Annotated in this window: 13 protein-coding genes; 6 read left to right on the top strand and 7 right to left on the bottom strand. The window is 74.1% G+C overall.

What is annotated here, in order from left to right; genetic code table 11:
- Positions 1-41: 41 nt before the first annotated feature.
- Together ABZY20_RS33015 and ABZY20_RS33010 are read right to left on the bottom strand one after the other, a co-directional pair.
- A complete protein-coding gene (locus tag ABZY20_RS33015; protein WP_356446507.1) occupies positions 42-260 on the bottom strand; it encodes a hypothetical protein in 219 nt (72 codons plus the stop codon).
- Between the two features lie 44 nt (positions 261-304).
- On the bottom strand, positions 305-1336 hold the full coding sequence (locus tag ABZY20_RS33010; protein WP_356446506.1) for a medium chain dehydrogenase/reductase family protein: 1032 nt from the start codon (positions 1334-1336) through the stop codon (positions 305-307).
- 107 nt (positions 1337-1443) lie between these two features.
- Between ABZY20_RS33010 and ABZY20_RS33005 the strand changes: the two genes are divergently transcribed.
- The gene (locus ABZY20_RS33005; protein ID WP_356446504.1) at positions 1444-2217 is read left to right on the top strand and encodes a TetR/AcrR family transcriptional regulator; all 774 of its coding nucleotides are present in this window, start codon (positions 1444-1446) and stop codon (positions 2215-2217) included.
- A gap of 11 nt (positions 2218-2228) precedes the next feature.
- Here the strand turns inward: ABZY20_RS33005 and ABZY20_RS33000 are convergent, their stop codons facing one another.
- Positions 2229-3248: an aldo/keto reductase gene (locus ABZY20_RS33000; protein WP_356446502.1), complete on the bottom strand. Its 1020-nt coding sequence runs from the start codon at positions 3246-3248 to the stop codon at positions 2229-2231.
- Between the two features lie 122 nt (positions 3249-3370).
- Here ABZY20_RS33000 and ABZY20_RS32995 point away from each other — a divergent pair, with 122 nt between their 5' ends.
- The 4 genes from ABZY20_RS32995 to ABZY20_RS32980 all read left to right on the top strand — a co-directional run bounded on the left by ABZY20_RS32995 (position 3371) and on the right by ABZY20_RS32980 (position 7190).
- Entirely contained in the window at positions 3371-3964 is a 594-nt protein-coding gene (locus tag ABZY20_RS32995; RefSeq protein WP_356446499.1) for a helix-turn-helix domain-containing protein, read from the top strand.
- 103 nt (positions 3965-4067) lie between these two features.
- Positions 4068-5225 (top strand): histidine kinase, encoded by a 1158-nt coding sequence (locus ABZY20_RS32990; protein ID WP_356446498.1) that lies wholly within the window; start codon positions 4068-4070, stop codon positions 5223-5225.
- The gene (locus tag ABZY20_RS32985; protein ID WP_356446496.1) at positions 5222-5959 is read left to right on the top strand and encodes a response regulator transcription factor; all 738 of its coding nucleotides are present in this window, start codon (positions 5222-5224) and stop codon (positions 5957-5959) included. Before ABZY20_RS32990 ends, ABZY20_RS32985 begins: the two co-directional genes overlap by 4 nt.
- 70 nt (positions 5960-6029) lie before the next feature.
- The gene (locus ABZY20_RS32980; protein WP_356446494.1) at positions 6030-7190 is read left to right on the top strand and encodes a serine hydrolase domain-containing protein; all 1161 of its coding nucleotides are present in this window, start codon (positions 6030-6032) and stop codon (positions 7188-7190) included.
- Between the two features lie 13 nt (positions 7191-7203).
- On the opposite strand, the gene ABZY20_RS32975 is transcribed toward ABZY20_RS32980, so the two are convergent.
- From ABZY20_RS32975 to ABZY20_RS32965, 3 genes are all read right to left on the bottom strand, one after another.
- Positions 7204-7881 (bottom strand): response regulator transcription factor, encoded by a 678-nt coding sequence (locus ABZY20_RS32975; RefSeq protein ID WP_356446492.1) that lies wholly within the window; start codon positions 7879-7881, stop codon positions 7204-7206.
- A complete protein-coding gene (locus ABZY20_RS32970; protein ID WP_356446491.1) occupies positions 7878-9116 on the bottom strand; it encodes a sensor histidine kinase in 1239 nt (412 codons plus the stop codon). Before ABZY20_RS32970 ends, ABZY20_RS32975 begins: the two co-directional genes overlap by 4 nt.
- 362 nt (positions 9117-9478) lie before the next feature.
- Positions 9479-11686, bottom strand: coding sequence for an MMPL family transporter (locus ABZY20_RS32965; RefSeq protein ID WP_356446489.1), 2208 nt, complete (start codon positions 11684-11686; stop codon positions 9479-9481).
- A 350-nt stretch (positions 11687-12036) separates the two neighbouring features.
- Here ABZY20_RS32965 and ABZY20_RS32960 point away from each other — a divergent pair, with 350 nt between their 5' ends.
- Complete coding sequence (locus tag ABZY20_RS32960; RefSeq protein ID WP_150210372.1) at positions 12037-12240, top strand: cold-shock protein; 204 nt, start codon at positions 12037-12039, stop codon at positions 12238-12240.
- A 63-nt stretch (positions 12241-12303) separates the two neighbouring features.
- Here the strand turns inward: ABZY20_RS32960 and ABZY20_RS32955 are convergent, their stop codons facing one another.
- Entirely contained in the window at positions 12304-14397 is a 2094-nt protein-coding gene (locus tag ABZY20_RS32955) for an RICIN domain-containing protein (protein ID WP_356446488.1), read from the bottom strand.
- Between the last annotated feature and the right edge of the window lie 314 nt (positions 14398-14711).

Genomic DNA, 14711 nt, shown 5'->3' with positions numbered 1-14711 from the left:
TCATCAAGCCGTTCTGAGCGGGGGCCCACCGTGCGCGGCCCTCAACTGCCCGCGGTGTCGGCCTCGTAGCGGATGAGGGCGCCGTCGTCCACGCCCCGTCCGGCGCACCAGGACGGGTCGCGGCCGGGGTGCGCGGGTGCCGCCTCGGCGGTGGCCGGTGCCGTGCCGGCCGGCAGCGCGGTGAGCGCGAGCGCGGCCGTGAGCGTGGCCCGGCGCGGGGGGTCGGGCCGGGGGAAGGGGCGCGTGCCGTCGCTGTTCATGAGGCCTCTCGGGAGGGGAGCGGGTGGGCGAACGGCCGTGCGCGCTACGGGATCAGCACGACCTTCCCGGCGACCGTGCCCGACTCGGCCAGCCGCAGGGCGTCGGCCGCGCGGGTGAGGGGAAGCCGGGCCGCGATCCGGGCCGTGACCTCCCCGCGCTGGAGGGCCGCGAAGACCTGCGTGAGGTCGCCGCGCAGCCGGGACCGGAAGCGGTCGCGGGACAGGGCCCGCCCGGCCCAGACGTTGTAGAAGTACGCCCGGCGGCGGTTGGGCAGCGCGTTCCACAGCCACACCCGGAAGAGCAGCTTCAGCACGGGCCACTGCTTGGAGCCCTCGGCGTCGCGCGTGGCGGCGCTGCCGTAGGAGACGAGCGTGCCGCCGGGGGCGAGCAGGCGCCAGGAGCCGGTGATGCCGCTGCCGCCGACGTGGTCGAAGACGGCGTCCACCCCGCCGGGGGCGAGCGCGCGGATCCGTGCGGCGAGGTCACCGGCGCGGTAGTCGACGGGCACGACTCCCTGGGCGCGCAGGGCGTCGTGGTGGCGGGCGGACGCGGTGCCGATGACGTGCGCGCCCGCGGCCCGGGCGAGCTGGACCAGGACCGAGCCGACGCCGCCGTTGGCGCCGTGCACCACCACGGTGTGGCCCGCCCGGACGCGGGCCTTGCGGTGCAGCATCTGCCAGGCGGTGACGCCGTTGACCACGAGGGTCTCCGCCTCCGCCGGGGCGACCCCCTCGGGCACCGGCACCACGTCCGCCGCCTCGACGCGCACATGGCTGGCCCAGCCGCCGACCTTGACCAGCGCCGCGACCCGGGCGCCGGCCAGCCCGGGCTCCACTCCCTCGCCGGTCGCCAGCACCGTGCCGACGAGGTCGTAGCCGGGGACGAAGGGGAACGGCGGCTGGTCGTAGTAGCGGCCGCGGCGCATCTGCTGCTCGGCGAAGGAGACGCCGGTCGCCTCCGTCCGGATCACGACCTCGCCCGGGCCGGGGCGGGGGACGGCCCCGAGCCTGATCCGCAGCCCTTCGGGCTCGACCTTGCCCGGCAGCACGACCTCGACGAGTCCTTCGGCGTTCATGACGGCCTCCACAGTGATGACGAGTGGCTGAGTGACTCTCTCTTTCGTTAGAAGTTGTAACTCACAGCGTCGGCGAGTGTCAATAACTTCAGTGATAGCCTCTAACCATGACGGAGGCAGAGGGCACGAAGAGCCCGCGCGAGCGCTACCGCGCCCAGGTGCGGGCGGAGATCAAGGAGCACGCGTGGGAGCAGATCGCGACGGCGGGCGCGTCCGCGCTGTCGCTGAACGCGATCGCCAAGCGGATGGGCATGAGCGGACCGGCCCTGTACCGGTACTTCGGCAGCCGCGACGAACTGATCACCGAGCTGATCAGGGACGCCTACCGCAGCCTCGCCGACACGTTCCGCGCGACGGCGTCCCGGCACGGCGCGGACGTACGCGCACTGGCCCACGCCCTGCGCGCGTGGGCCCTGGCGGATCCGCAGCGGTACCTGCTCCTCTACGGCACCCCGGTCCCCGGCTACCACGCGCCCGCCGACATCACGGCGATCTCGGCCGAGACGATGGCGACGATCCTGGACGCCTGGGCGGCGCAGCCCCCGGACGCCCCGGAAGCCCAGGACGCCCCGGAGACCCCGGAAGCCCAGGAAGCCCAGGAGACCCCGGAAGCCCCGGACGCCCAGGAGACCCGGGAAGCCCTGGAAGCCACGGACACCCGGGGAGCACCGTTCGCCGCGCACCTCGCGTCCCACCGGGACTGGGCCGGCGACCACCCCGCCCCGCCCGCGGCCCTGCACCGGGCCCTGACCTTCTGGACCCGGCTGCACGGCGTCCTCTCCCTGGAACTCGCCGGTCACTTCACGGGGATGGGCTTCGACCCGGCGCGGCTCTTCGCCGCCGAGCTGGACGCCCTGACGGGCCGCCCCGAAGCCGGCTGACCCGGGCCCGGTCAGCGGCGCCGCAGCGCCGGGTCGAGCAGGGCCGGCGGGGTGTCGTGCTTCTCGTGCGGGGCCAGGTCGGTGCCGGGCGCCACGATCGCGTCGACCGCGTCGAGCACGTCGGCCGGCAGGACGGTGCCGGCGGCGGCGAGCTGCGCCCGCAGGTGATCCAGGGTGCGGGGGCCGATGAGCGCGCTGGTCACGGCCGGATGGGCGGTGACGAACCCGAGCGCCAGCTGGATCAGGCTCAGACCGGCCTCGTCGGCGACGGCGGCGAGCCGCTCCACGGCGTCGAGCCGGGCCCGGTTGGCGGGCAGGGCGGTGTCGAAGCGCTCCGGCATGAACGCCGACCGGTTCGTGGTGACGTCCCGGCCCGCGCGGACCGCCCCCGACAGCCAGCCCGAGGCCAGCGGGCTCCACACCAGCACGCCGAGGCCGTACTCCTCGGCGACCGGCAGGACGTGCGCCTCGGCACCGCGCTGCAGGACCGAGTAGCCGGGCTGTTCGGTGACGTAGCGGCCGAGGCCGTGCTCGCGGGCGGCCCACTGGGCCTGCACGACGCGGTAGGCGGGGAAGGTCGAGGAGCCGAAGTAGCGGATCTTCCCGGCGCGTTGCAGGTCGGTCAGGACCGACAGCGTCTCCTCGTCGCCGGTGCGCGGGTCCCACCGGTGGATCTGGTACAGGTCGACGTGGTCGACCCCGAGGCGGCGCAGGCTGTCCTCCAGCGCGGTGACCAGCCAGCGGCGTGAGGCGCCCCGGCGGTTGGGCTCCTCCCCCATCGGCATGCCCGCCTTCGTGGCCAGCACGACGTCGTCGCGGCGGCCGGCGAGGGCCTTGCCGACCATCTCCTCGGACACGCCGCCGCCGTACGCGTCGGCGGTGTCGACGAGGTTGATCCCCGCCTCCAGGGCCGCGTCGACCAGGGCGGTGACCTCGTCCTGCGTGGTGCGGCCGATGGGGCCGAAGTTCATCGCGCCGAGCGCGAGGGAGCTGACCTGCACACCGGTGCGGCCCAAGGTGCGGTACTGCATGACCGGGTCTCCTCTGCCATCATGGAACAAGCGGAACGCCGTTCCGGTACGACTCAGACGATACGGAACCTTGTTCCGCTTCTGCAAGCGGCAGTGGCGGCACGGCACGGAAGGACGGCGCGATGAACGACGGCGACGGCGGGCAGGGCGGGCGCGCGGCCCCGCCCCGGCGCAAGGACGCGCGGCGCAACAAGGCGACACTGCTCGACGCGGCCGCCGCCGTCTTCGTCACCTCGGGCGTGGACGCGCCGGTGCGGGACATCGCGGCCAGGGCCGGCGTCGGGGTGGGCACGATCTACCGCCACTTCCCCACCCGGGCGGAGCTGATCATCGCCGTCTACCAGCACCAGGTGGACGCCTGCGCCGAGGCGGGCCCGGCCCTGCTCGCCGACGACGCGAGCCCGTACGCCGCGCTGCGGCGGTGGATCGACCTCTTCGTCGACTTCCTGGTGACCAAGCACGGTCTCGCCGCCGTCCTGCACTCCGACGACGCCGGCTTCGAGGCGCTGCACGCCTACTTCCTCGACCGCCTGGTGCCGGCCTGCGCCGCGCTCCTGCGGGCGGCGGCCGACGCCGGGGAGATCCGCGCCGACATCGAGGCGTACGAGCTGATGCGCGGCGTCGGCAACCTGTGCATCGGCGCGGACGCCGACCCCCGCTACGACGCCCGCCGCCTCGTGGCGCTCCTCGTCGAGGGGCTGCGGCGAACGGACTGACGGGCGGCGGGCGTTGCCGCCCGTTCCGTCAGGCGGCGGACGGCCGCGGCGCCGATACGGTGGGACCGGCCGGCACGGGGACGGGGGTCAGGGGGTGACGGGCATGCGCGGGGACCTGCTCGGACGGTGGGAACGGGTGCGGGCCCTCGCCACCGCCCGTCCGATGCTGCTCGACCTGGGCATCGCGCTGCTGGTGCAGGGCGCCATGACCATGCCGTTCCTGGTGCCCAGGGCACCCGGGCTGCCCCCGGCGACCTGGGGGGCGTACGGGCTGAGCACCCTCACCGTGGTGCCCCTGGTCTGGCGGCGGCGCGCGCCCCTCACCGTGCTGCTGGCCGTCCTGGCCGCCAACGCGCTGTACCGGTTCACCCTGGACGGCCCCGGACAGCCCCTGCCGTACACCGGGCTGGTGGCCGTCTACACCATCGCCGCGCTGTCGCCCGCGGCCGAGCGGCTCGTCACCGGCCTGGTGCTGCTCGTGGCCGTGCCCGCCGGGGTGTGGCTCAACACCCGGTCGGCGCGTGAACTGACCTTCTCCTGCTTCGTGTTCGCCGCCGCCTACGTCTTCGGACGGCTGACCGACGCCCGGCAGCGGGCGCAGCGCGTCGAGGCGGAACGGGCCGCCGCCCGGGAACGGGCCCGGATAGCCCGCGAGATGCACGACATCCTCTCCCACGCGGTGAGCCTGATGATCGTGCAGGCGGAGGCCGGGCCCGTGGCGGTACGGGCCGCTCCCGAACGGGCCGAGGCCGCCTTCGACGCCATCTCGGCGACCGGCCGCGACGCCATGGCGCAGCTGCGCCGCATGCTCGGGGTGCTGCGGGACCAGGACGCCGCCGGCGGCTCCCCCCGCGCGCCGCAGCCCGGGCTCGCCGATCTGCCGGACCTGCTCGACCGGGTGCGGGAGAGCGGGCCGGTCGTCCGGTACCGGGTGACGGGGGCCGGCCGGCCCGTGCCGGAGGACGTGGGCGCCACCGTGTACCGGGTCGTCCAGGAGGCCCTGACCAACACCGTCCGGCACGCCAACGCCCGTGGTGTCTCGGTTCGACTGAACTTCACCGGGCAGGCGTTGGAGGTCGCCGTGTCGGACGACGGGCGCGGTCCCGGTCCGCGCCCGGGCACCGGGCACGGCCTCGCCGGGATCCGGGAGCGGGCGGCGGCGCACGGCGGGACCGCCGTGACCGGGGCGGGCCCGGGCGGCCGGGGCTTCGAGGTGCGCGTCCGCATCCCCGTACCGGCGGCGGCGGAGGCGGCGCGATGACCCTGCGCGTGGTCGTGGCCGACGACCAGGAGCTGGTGCGCAGCGGTTTCGCGCTGATCCTCGACGTCCAGCCGGACATCGAGGTCGTCGCGGAGGCAGGCGACGGGGCCGCGGCCGTCGAGGCGGTGCGGCGGCACGCGCCCGACGTGGCGCTGCTCGACATCCGGATGCCGCGCATGGACGGCATCGCCGCCTGCCGGGCCATCAGCGCGGCGGGCGGCTGCCGGACGGTGATGCTGACGACCTTCGACTCCGACGAGTACGTCTACGAGGCGCTGCACGCGGGGGCGAGCGGCTTCCTGCTCAAGGACGTCCGGCGGGACGACCTCGTGCACGCCGTCCGGGTCGTCGCCCGGGGCGAGGCGCTGCTCGCCCCCTCCGTGGCCCGCCGCCTGGTCGAGCAGTACACACGGCCCGCCGCCCTGCGCCGGCGGCCCGACCCCCGTCTGGACGTGCTGACCGCACGGGAACGCGAGACGCTGCTGCTGCTCGCGCGCGGACTGTCGAACGCCGAGATCGCCGCCGAGCTGGTGATCAGCGACCACACCGTGAAGACGCACGTCGGCAACGTGCTGACGAAGCTGGGGCTGCGGGACCGGATCCAGGCGGTGATCTGCGCCTACGAGACCGGGCTGGTGACGGCCGGGGAACCCCCCGCCGGAGGGAGCGCCCCCGCCCGGTCCCTCCCCCTCACCGGCGAGGCGCTGACCGGGCGGGACCGCCCGCGCGGGTGATCCGCCCGCCGCCCGCGGTCCCGAGGATGGAAGCCGTCCACAACGCCGCTTCCCCACAACGGAGTCGACCGTGAAGATCCGTACCAGTCTGCTCGCCGCCGTGCTCCTCGCGGGCGTGACGGCGGGGCCGTCCGCGCTGCCTGCCGCCGCCTCCACCCCGGCCGGGTCCTCCGCCGCGCAGGCCCCGCACACCCCCCTGGCGTCCGCCATCGCCGGGCTGCCCTCCGCCGACACGACCGCCGCACTGGTCCGCGTCGGCGGCAAGGAAGGCGTCTGGCGGGGCAGTTCGGGTGTGCACGACCTGCGCACCCACCGGCCGGCCGATCCGGCCGCCCGGTTCCGCGCCGGGTCCGTCACCAAGGTGTTCACGGCGGCCGTCGTCCTGCAACTGGCCTCCGAGGGACGGCTGGACCTGGACCGCAGCGCCCGCTCCTACCTGCCGGACCTCCTCCCGGCGGCGTACCGGGGCGTCACCGTGCGCCACCTGCTGGACCACACGCACGGCATCCCGGCCCCCGACCTGCCCGGCAGCACCGTCGAGGAGTGGTACGCCGACCGCTTCCGGGTGCACCACCCCGAGGACCTGGTCCGCTCCGCGACCTCGAAGAAGCCGGAGTTCGCGCCCGGCGAGCGGCAGCACTACCTCAACATCGGCTACACCGTCGCCGGGCTGGTCGTCGAGCGCGTCACCGGCGACACGTACGAGCACCAGGTCGCGCGCCGGGTGCTGCGGCCGCTGGGGCTGCGGGACACGTACTTCCCCGGGACCGACCCGCGCATCGACGGACCGCACAACCACGGCTACCAGCGGATGCGGCTGGACGACGGGACGACCGGCCTGCGCGACGTGACCGTGTGGGGCACGACGGACACCTGGGCCGCGGGGGACATCGTCTCCACCACCGCGGACCTCGAACGGTTCACCCGGGCCCTGTTCCGCGGGCACGTCGTGCGCGGCCCGCTGCTTCAGGAGATGTTCACCCTGCCGAAGGTGACCGACCACCGCACGGGTGAGCCCGCCGCGTACTCCGCCGGACTGTCCATGAAGGTGCTGGGCGGGCGCGAGGTGTGGGGCAAGACGGGCGGGCGCTGGGGGTACAACGCGGCGATCGCCTCCACCCGCGACGGGGCGCGCACCCTCGTCTACAGCGTCAACTCCACCGACGCCAAGGGCCGGGACATGAACGGCACGGCGGAGAAGATCATGGTGGCGGTGTACGGCAGGCCCTGACGGCGCCCTCCCCTCACGCCGGGGGCGTCGCCCGGACCAGGCCCGACTGGTAGGCGATGACGACCAGTTGGGCCCGGTCGCGGGCGCCGAGCTTGGTCATGGCGCGGTGCACGTGGGTGCGGACCGTCAGAGGGCTGAGGGTGAGGTCCTCGGCGATCTCGGTGTTGGAGCGGCCCTCGGCGGCCAGGGCCATCACCTCGCGTTCGCGGACCGTGAGGTCGGCCAGGCGTTCCGGGGGCGCGAGATGGGGGCCGTTCGCCGGGGTCGTGAGGAACCGGGCGATCAGGGAGCGGGTGGCGACGGGCGACAGCAGGGACTCGCCCGAGGCCACCGTGCGCAGGCCGGTGAGCAGGGTGTCGGCGGTGACGTCCTTGCCGAGGAAGCCGCTCGCGCCGGCGCGCAGGGCCTGGGCGACGTAGTCCTCGGTCTCGAAGGTGGTCAGGATGAGCACGCGGGTGGCCGACAGCTCCGGGTCGGCGCACAGGGCGGACGTGGCGGTGAGGCCGTCGGTGCCGGGCATGCGGATGTCCATCAGGACGATGTCGGGGCGGTGGATCCGGGTCAGCTCCACCGCCTCCGCGCCGTCGGACGCCTCGGCGACGACCTCCATGTCCGCGCAGGAGTCGATGAGGATCCGGAACGTGGCCCGCAGCAGGGCCTGGTCGTCGGCGAGCAGCACCCTGACGGTCATGCGGGGGATCCTTCGGCGCTCGGGAGGTGGGCGGAGGGTTGCAGCGGCAGCGCGGTGGTCACCTCGAAGCCGCCCTGGGGGCGCGGGCCCGCGCACAGCTCGCCGCCGATGGACAGGGCGCGTTCGCGCATGCCCACCACGCCGAAGCCCCGGCCGGGACCGGCCTCCGGCTTGCCGGGTCCGTCGTTGACGACCGTGATCAGCAGGCGGGCGCCGGTGTACGCCAGGCGCACCCGGGCCGACTCCGCGGCGGCGTGCTTGGTGACGTTGGTGAGGGCCTCCTGCACGATCCGGTACGCCGTCAGGTCCACGCCGGGTGACAGCGGCTGCGGCTCCCCCTCCGTCGTGACGGTGACCGCCAGGCCCGCCGACGCGCACGCCGCGACCAGCTCGGGCAGGCGGGCCAGGCCGGGGGACGGGTCCAGCGGCGCCGAGCCGGGGGTGTCGTCGTCCCGCAGCAGGCCGAGCGCGGCCTTCAGCTCCCGCAGCGCGGCCGAGGTGGTGCCGGCCAGCTCGGAGAGGATCCGCTGCGACTGCTCGGGGTGGGTGCGCACGAGGTGGGCGGCCGTGCCGGCCTGGGCGTTGGCGAGGGCCATGTGGTGGGCCACCACGTCGTGCAGCTCCCGGGCGATGCGCACGCGCTCCTCGGTGACGCGCAGCCGGGCCTCCTCCTCGCGGGTGCGCTCGGCGTGCTCGGCCCGGGCCTGCACGGCCTTGAGGTAGGCGCGCCGCGCCCGGGTCCCGCGGCCGGCGGCGAGGGGCAGCAGCAGCCAGAAGAACGGGCCGATCGTCCGCAGCAGCAGCGACAGGTGGTCCATGGAGTGGCCGAACACGGCGGCCGCCGACACGGCCACCATCGTGGTGAGGCCGTAGGCGCGGGTGGTGCGGCGGTCGGTGGCCGTGGCCAGCCAGTACAGCGCCCCCATGACCGGTGCCAGCAGCAGGGGCGTGACCAGGTAGCCGAAGCCGACGGCGGCCACGGTGCACAGGGTGGTGACGACGACGCCGGTGCGCGGGTGGGTGCGGTGCTTGAGCAGGACGAGGCAGGACACGCCCAGCAGGGCGGTGGCCGTCCCGTCCCGGGCCGGCGGTGCCACGCCCGGCAGGGTGAGCGAGCTCCCGAACGTCGCGCAGCCCATCAGCGCCAGCACCGTCGTCAGGTCGACGAGGAAGGCGTGGCGGTCGGTGAACTCCTCGAGGCGATCCGCGTACCGCCGCTCCGGGATGGTGGTCATGGGGTCTCCGGTCGGTGGGCTGTGACCATCGTGGTCGACTCCGGGCCGGGACGCCCGGGGCACCGCCCGTGTCCTTCGCCACGGGCGGTGCCCCGGGAGCGTCCCGCCGGGAGGGCCGCGGTCCCGCCGGCGGGGACCGCGGGGTCCCCGGCCGCTGCCGGGTGCGGCCGCTGCCGGGTGCGGCCGCTGCCGGGTCCGGCCGCTGCCGGGTGCGGCTGCTGCCGGGGCTGGTCGCGCCGGGGCTGGTCGCGCGGTTCCCCGCGTCCCCGGGGACGTCGCCCTCAGGGGCGGGTGCCTCCGGACGGCCCGCCGGTGGCAGGAGGTCCCCCACCGGCGGGCCCGCCCTCGGGCGAGGTGGTCCCTCAGGTGCGCGCGGGCTCCGGGTCGGGTGCCGGGTGCGGGGCCGGCCCGGTCCGCGGCCGGCGGAGCGCCTCCCCCTCCACGTCGACGCGGGGCAGCGCCCGGTCCAGCCACCCCGGCAGCCACCACGCCCGGGCGCCCAGCAGGGCGAGGACGGCCGGCACGAGCGCCATCCGTACGACGAAGGCGTCGAAGAGGACGGCCGTGGCCAGCCCGAACCCGATCATCTTGATCATGGAGTCGCTCTCGCCGACGAACCCGGCGAACACCGCGATCATGATCAGGGCGGCGGCGACGACCACGCGGGCGCTGTGCCGGAAGCCCGAGGCGACGGCCTGCGCGGGGGACTCGCCGTGGACGTGGGCCTCCCGCATCCGTGACACGAGGAACACCTCGTAGTCCATCGCCAGGCCGAAGACGATGCCCACCAGGAAGATCGGCATCAGGCTCATGATCGGGCCGGTCTGCTCGACGCCGAGCAGTTCCGCGCCGTGGCCCTGCTGGAAGACGACGACGACCGCGCCGAGGGAGGCCAGCACCGACAGCAGGAACCCGAGGGCCGCCTTCAGCGGGACGAGCAGGGACCGGAAGACCACCAGCAGCAGCACGATCGCCAGGCCCACGACCACGACCAGGTACGGCACCAGCGCGGCCTGCACCTTCTGCGCGATGTCGATGTTCATCGCGGTGGTGCCGGTGACCGTGTAGCGCGCGCCGGTGCCGGACTCGACGCCGGGCCGCTCGTCCCGGATGGCCGTCACCAGCTCCTCGGTCCGCTCGTCGGTCGGCGCGGTGGACGGCACGGCCGAGAAGACGGCCGTGTCACCGGCCTCGTCGAACCGGGCCGGGGAGACGGACACGACACCCTCGGTGCCGCCGATCTCCTCGGCGACGGTCGCGGTCGCGGCCTTCGGGTCGGCGGCGCCCCGGGCGTCCACGACGATGGTCAGCGGCCCGTTGAAGCCCGGCCCGAAGCCCTCGGCGAGCGCGTCGTAGGCCCGGCGTTCGGTGGTGGAGACCGGCTTGGCCTCGTCGCCGGGCATGCCGAGCTGCAGTCCGGCGGCGGGCAGCGCGAGGGCGCCGAGGCCGACGACGCCGAGGACCAGCACGGGCAGCGGCCGGCGCAGCACGAACCGGGCCCAGCGGGTGCCGCCGTTGTCCCCGGGGCTCCCCTCGATCCGGCCGCTCCTGCGGGCCCGCCGGGTGAGCACCGCGTTCGGCCAGAAGCCGAGGAACGCCGGGACGAGGGTCAGCGCGATCAGCACGGCGACGACGACCGCGCCCGCCGCAGCCAGCCCCATCTTGGTGAGCATCGGGATGCCGACGACGGCGAGCCCGGCCAGCGCGATGACGACGGTGAGCCCGGCGAACACCACCGCGGACCCGGCGGTGCCCACGGCCAGCCCGGCCGCCTCCCGCGGTGCGCGGCCCCCGGCGCGTTCCTCGCGGTAGCGCGAGACGACGAACAGGGCGTAGTCGATGCCGACGGCCAGACCCAGCATCATCGCCAGGGTGCCGGTGGTGGTGGACAGGCCGAGGGCGCTGGACAGGGCGAGGATCGCGGCCATGCTGACGCCGACGCCGATGACGGCGGTCAGCAGCGGCAGCCCGGCGGCGGCCAGGGAGCCGAAGGTGACGAGCAGCACCACGGCGGCGATGGCGACGCCGATCACCTCGGCCGTGCCGCCCGGCCCGGCCTCGTCGGCGAACGCGGTGCCGCCGGCCTCGACGGTCAGCCCGGACTCCCGGGCCCGGTCGATGGCGCGCTGCAGGTCGGTGCGGCTGGCGTCGGTGAGGTCGGCCGTGCCGACCTCGTAGGTGACGGTCGCGAAGGCGGTCGTGCCGTCCCGGCTGACGGTCTTGGCCCGGAACGGGTCGACGGCGCTCGCGACCTGCGTCCCGTCGCCCAGCCCGGCGACGGCCTTCTGTATCGCCGCCTTGTTCGCGGCGGCGGTCACCTTCTCGCCGCCCGGTGCGATGAACACCACCCGGGCGGTCGCGCTGTCGGCCGCGGCTCCCGGGAACCGCTCCTCCACCAGGTCGAACGCCTTCTGGGACTCGATGCCGGGCATCGAGAACTCCTCCTCGACGGCCCCCGGCGCCCTCAGGGCGCCCAGGCCCACGGCGGCCAGGACGGCCGCCCAGACCAGGGCGACGTACCAGCGTCTCCGGAAGGCGAGACGGCCCACTCGATACAGGAAGGTAGCCACGGCAGGGGATCTCCACATCTGCTGTCGATCGTCCGCCCAGCGTCCCGGCCGGAGGGCCGTCCCGTCGTCCTGCGGCTGCCGACAATCTCCCGTACGGAGAACGCAGTACGGACGGCCCCCCGGCTCCACCTCGGGTACGAGATTTTCCGAGCCTTGTTCTCCGGCCTGTGCTACCTTCGCTGGTGTTGCAGTTTTGGTTCCCAGAGACTTCGAGTGCTCTTTCGGCCCTAGTCGACGAGCACTCTTTTTGTTGCCGAGGATTTTCGAATCTCTCCGCGGGGTGATCATTTCGGCGACTCCGGGTCCGTAAGGTGCGGATCCCGGGTACTGCCAGTAAAGGGAGATTCACCATGGCCAACGGCACCGTGAAGTGGTTCAACTCGGAAAAGGGCTTCGGCTTCATCGAGCAGGAGGGTGGCGGCCCGGACGTGTTCGCCCACTACTCGAACATCGCCACCCAGGGCTTCCGTGAGCTCCAGGAAGGCCAGAAGGTCACCTTCGACGTCACGCAGGGCCAGAAGGGCCCGCAGGCCGAGAACATCCTTCCCGCCTGACGCCACGCGTCCGGCGTGACCGGGGCCCGCACCCTCGTGGTGCGGGCCCCGGTCCGTTTTTCTTCACCGCGCCGACGTCGTGTGCGGAGCTGCGGGGCCTAGTCCGCTGGTCACCTCGGTGATCCTCCAGCGCTGGTTCGCGCCGGAGTTGGGTGTCCAGACGCCGACCCGGGCGTTCTCGGCGGTGGACTGGCCCGCCACGTCCGGGAGCCGGCCGGTCGCCGCGTTGACCAGGGTCCAGGTGCCGTCGCCGGTCGTGGACATGATCCACTCGGTGGCCCGGTCACGGCGGCCCGTGTCGGGTTCCGCGACCAGGGCGCCGTCGCGGACCGCCAGGCGCTTGCCCGAAGCGGCCTCCGTGAAGACGTGGCGCTTGCGGTTGTCCGTGCCGCGGATCTGCTCCGGCTTCCACCGCTGACCGCTCGGGTCGGACGCGTCCGCGCTGCGGATGACCAGGCCCGTGCCGTCACCGGCGACGGTGAGGTCCTTGCCGCTCTGGACGCCCGTCAGCCGGTACGTGTGGCCCTTGCGCAGTTCCGCCGCGTCCTTCGCGGCACCCGAGACGCCCTCGACGAGGAACGACGTCACCGACTGGGCGGGCACGGTGAGGGTCGCCTGCCGGCCGGTGACACGGACCGGCCGCCGCTCCTCCAGCTTGCCGTCGGCGCTGGTCACCACCGGTGTGACCGTGGCGCGGGAGGAGACCCGGGCGAACTTCGACAGGTCGAGCGTGACCTCGCGCGCCGCCGTGGTGCCGTTGACGTGCACGACGGTCGCGGCGTCGCCCCCGCGGGAGAGCGCGGCCGTGCTGGAGGTGTCGTTCGTCTTGATCAGCCGGTCGCCGGGCCGGATGTAGTGCGTGAAGTTGCGGGCCGTGTCGAACTTGGTGTTGGTGTGGATCGGGCAGGACTCCAGGGTGTCCCGCGCGGTGCAGCTGAAGGGGAGCTGGATCTCCCCCCAGTTGCCGCCCTTCGCGGACTCGCCGCCCGGCTTCATGTTGTCCAGGTCCTCGACGGGCTGCCAGAACACCCAGGCGCGCGGCTCCAGTTCGCGCAGGTCGTCGACGATCCGCTGGGCGAGGCCCAGGCCCGGCCGCATGTCGGTGAAGCTCTGGCCGTCGCCCCAGTCGCCCTCGACCTCGCTCATCCACAGCGGCTTGCCCGCGGCCTTGGCGAGGTCGCGGACGGTGGTGCGCTGACCGGTGCCGTAGGTGTGGACGTTCATCTGCCCGACCAGGTCGCGCACGTCCTGGGGGTAGGAGTTCCAGTTGGTGGCGAAGATGCCGGGGTTGGTCTCGTCCATCGCGGAGATCTCCGCGCGCGACCCGGACCTCTCCAGCACCGGCGCCACGGCGCGGATCACCTTCTGCTGCAGCTCCGGGCCGATGTGCGCGCCCTCCTGGCGGCCGCCGACCGGCTCACCGTCGGGGCCCAGCCTGGTGCCCCAGTAGTCCGTGTTCGGCTCGTTGAACGGGTCGAGGGTGTCGACCTTGATGCCGTGCGCCTTCTCCAGCCGCTCCGTCGCACCCACCAGGTACTTCGCGAAGTCCTCGACCGACTCCGGCTTCAGCTGGTCCTCGCCCGCGTCGAAGTTCCCGGAGACGTAGCCGCTCTCGGTCATGAACCACGGCGGGGAGTTGCTGAAGGTCTCCCAGTGGGTGATGTCCTTCTTGATGCGGTCGACCCACCAGCGCTGCGTCCGGTCGGCGTTCTCGTTCCAGTCGGCCGGGTCGTCCGCGTCCCACCAGTCGACGTCCTCGCGGGTGGTGCCCGCCGGGGCCTTCCACCAGCCCTCGACCGCGCCGCCCGCGCGCAGGTAGTCCTCGACGTCCGGGGCGTTGCCGCCGCCGATGTTGTAGCGGGCGATGTTCAGGGCGAGGCCCTCGTCGCCGAAGAGGAGCCGGTAGAGCTTCTCGCGTATCGCGGGCGGGTAGTCGCCGGTGGCGTTCGCGAACCAGACCAGGCTGGTGCCCCAGCCCTCGAACCGCTCCTGCCGGTAGGAGGGGTCCGGCCGGACGGTGACCTCCGCGGCGGCCCCGGCGGCGGCCGTCCCGGCGTGCGCGGCGGGCAGGGTCGTCGTGGCCAGGAGGGTTCCGGTCGCCACGGCGGTGACGCCGACGGCCCCGAGGAACCTTCTCTTGCGGGTGCGGTGTGCCATCTCGAGTACTCCAGCTCTTCTGCGTGCCGCGCGTCCCGGCGGACACAGAGATCGGGGCCCAGGTGGTGCGACCGGTGCGGGTATGACGCCTTTTCGTACGCTTTCGACCCAGCGATGTTTACGTAAACATCCGCTGGCGGGATGTCTACACTGTGCGAATCTCAGGGGTCAAGGAGTCGTTCCGGACCGGTGTCGCGCCGACGGCGCCGGGGACCGGGGGCAGTGGACGGGGGACGGGGACAGGTGGGCACGGTGAACGGCGAGAGCGAGCGGGAGGCCACGAGCCGTCCGAAAAGGCGTCCGGCCCGTCCCCG

It is taken from the genome of Streptomyces sp. NPDC006624 (genome assembly GCF_040611555.1).
In the GTDB taxonomy this organism is placed as follows: Bacteria; Actinomycetota; Actinomycetes; order Streptomycetales; family Streptomycetaceae; genus Streptomyces.
This window is presented reverse-complemented; position numbering and strand designations above follow the sequence as displayed.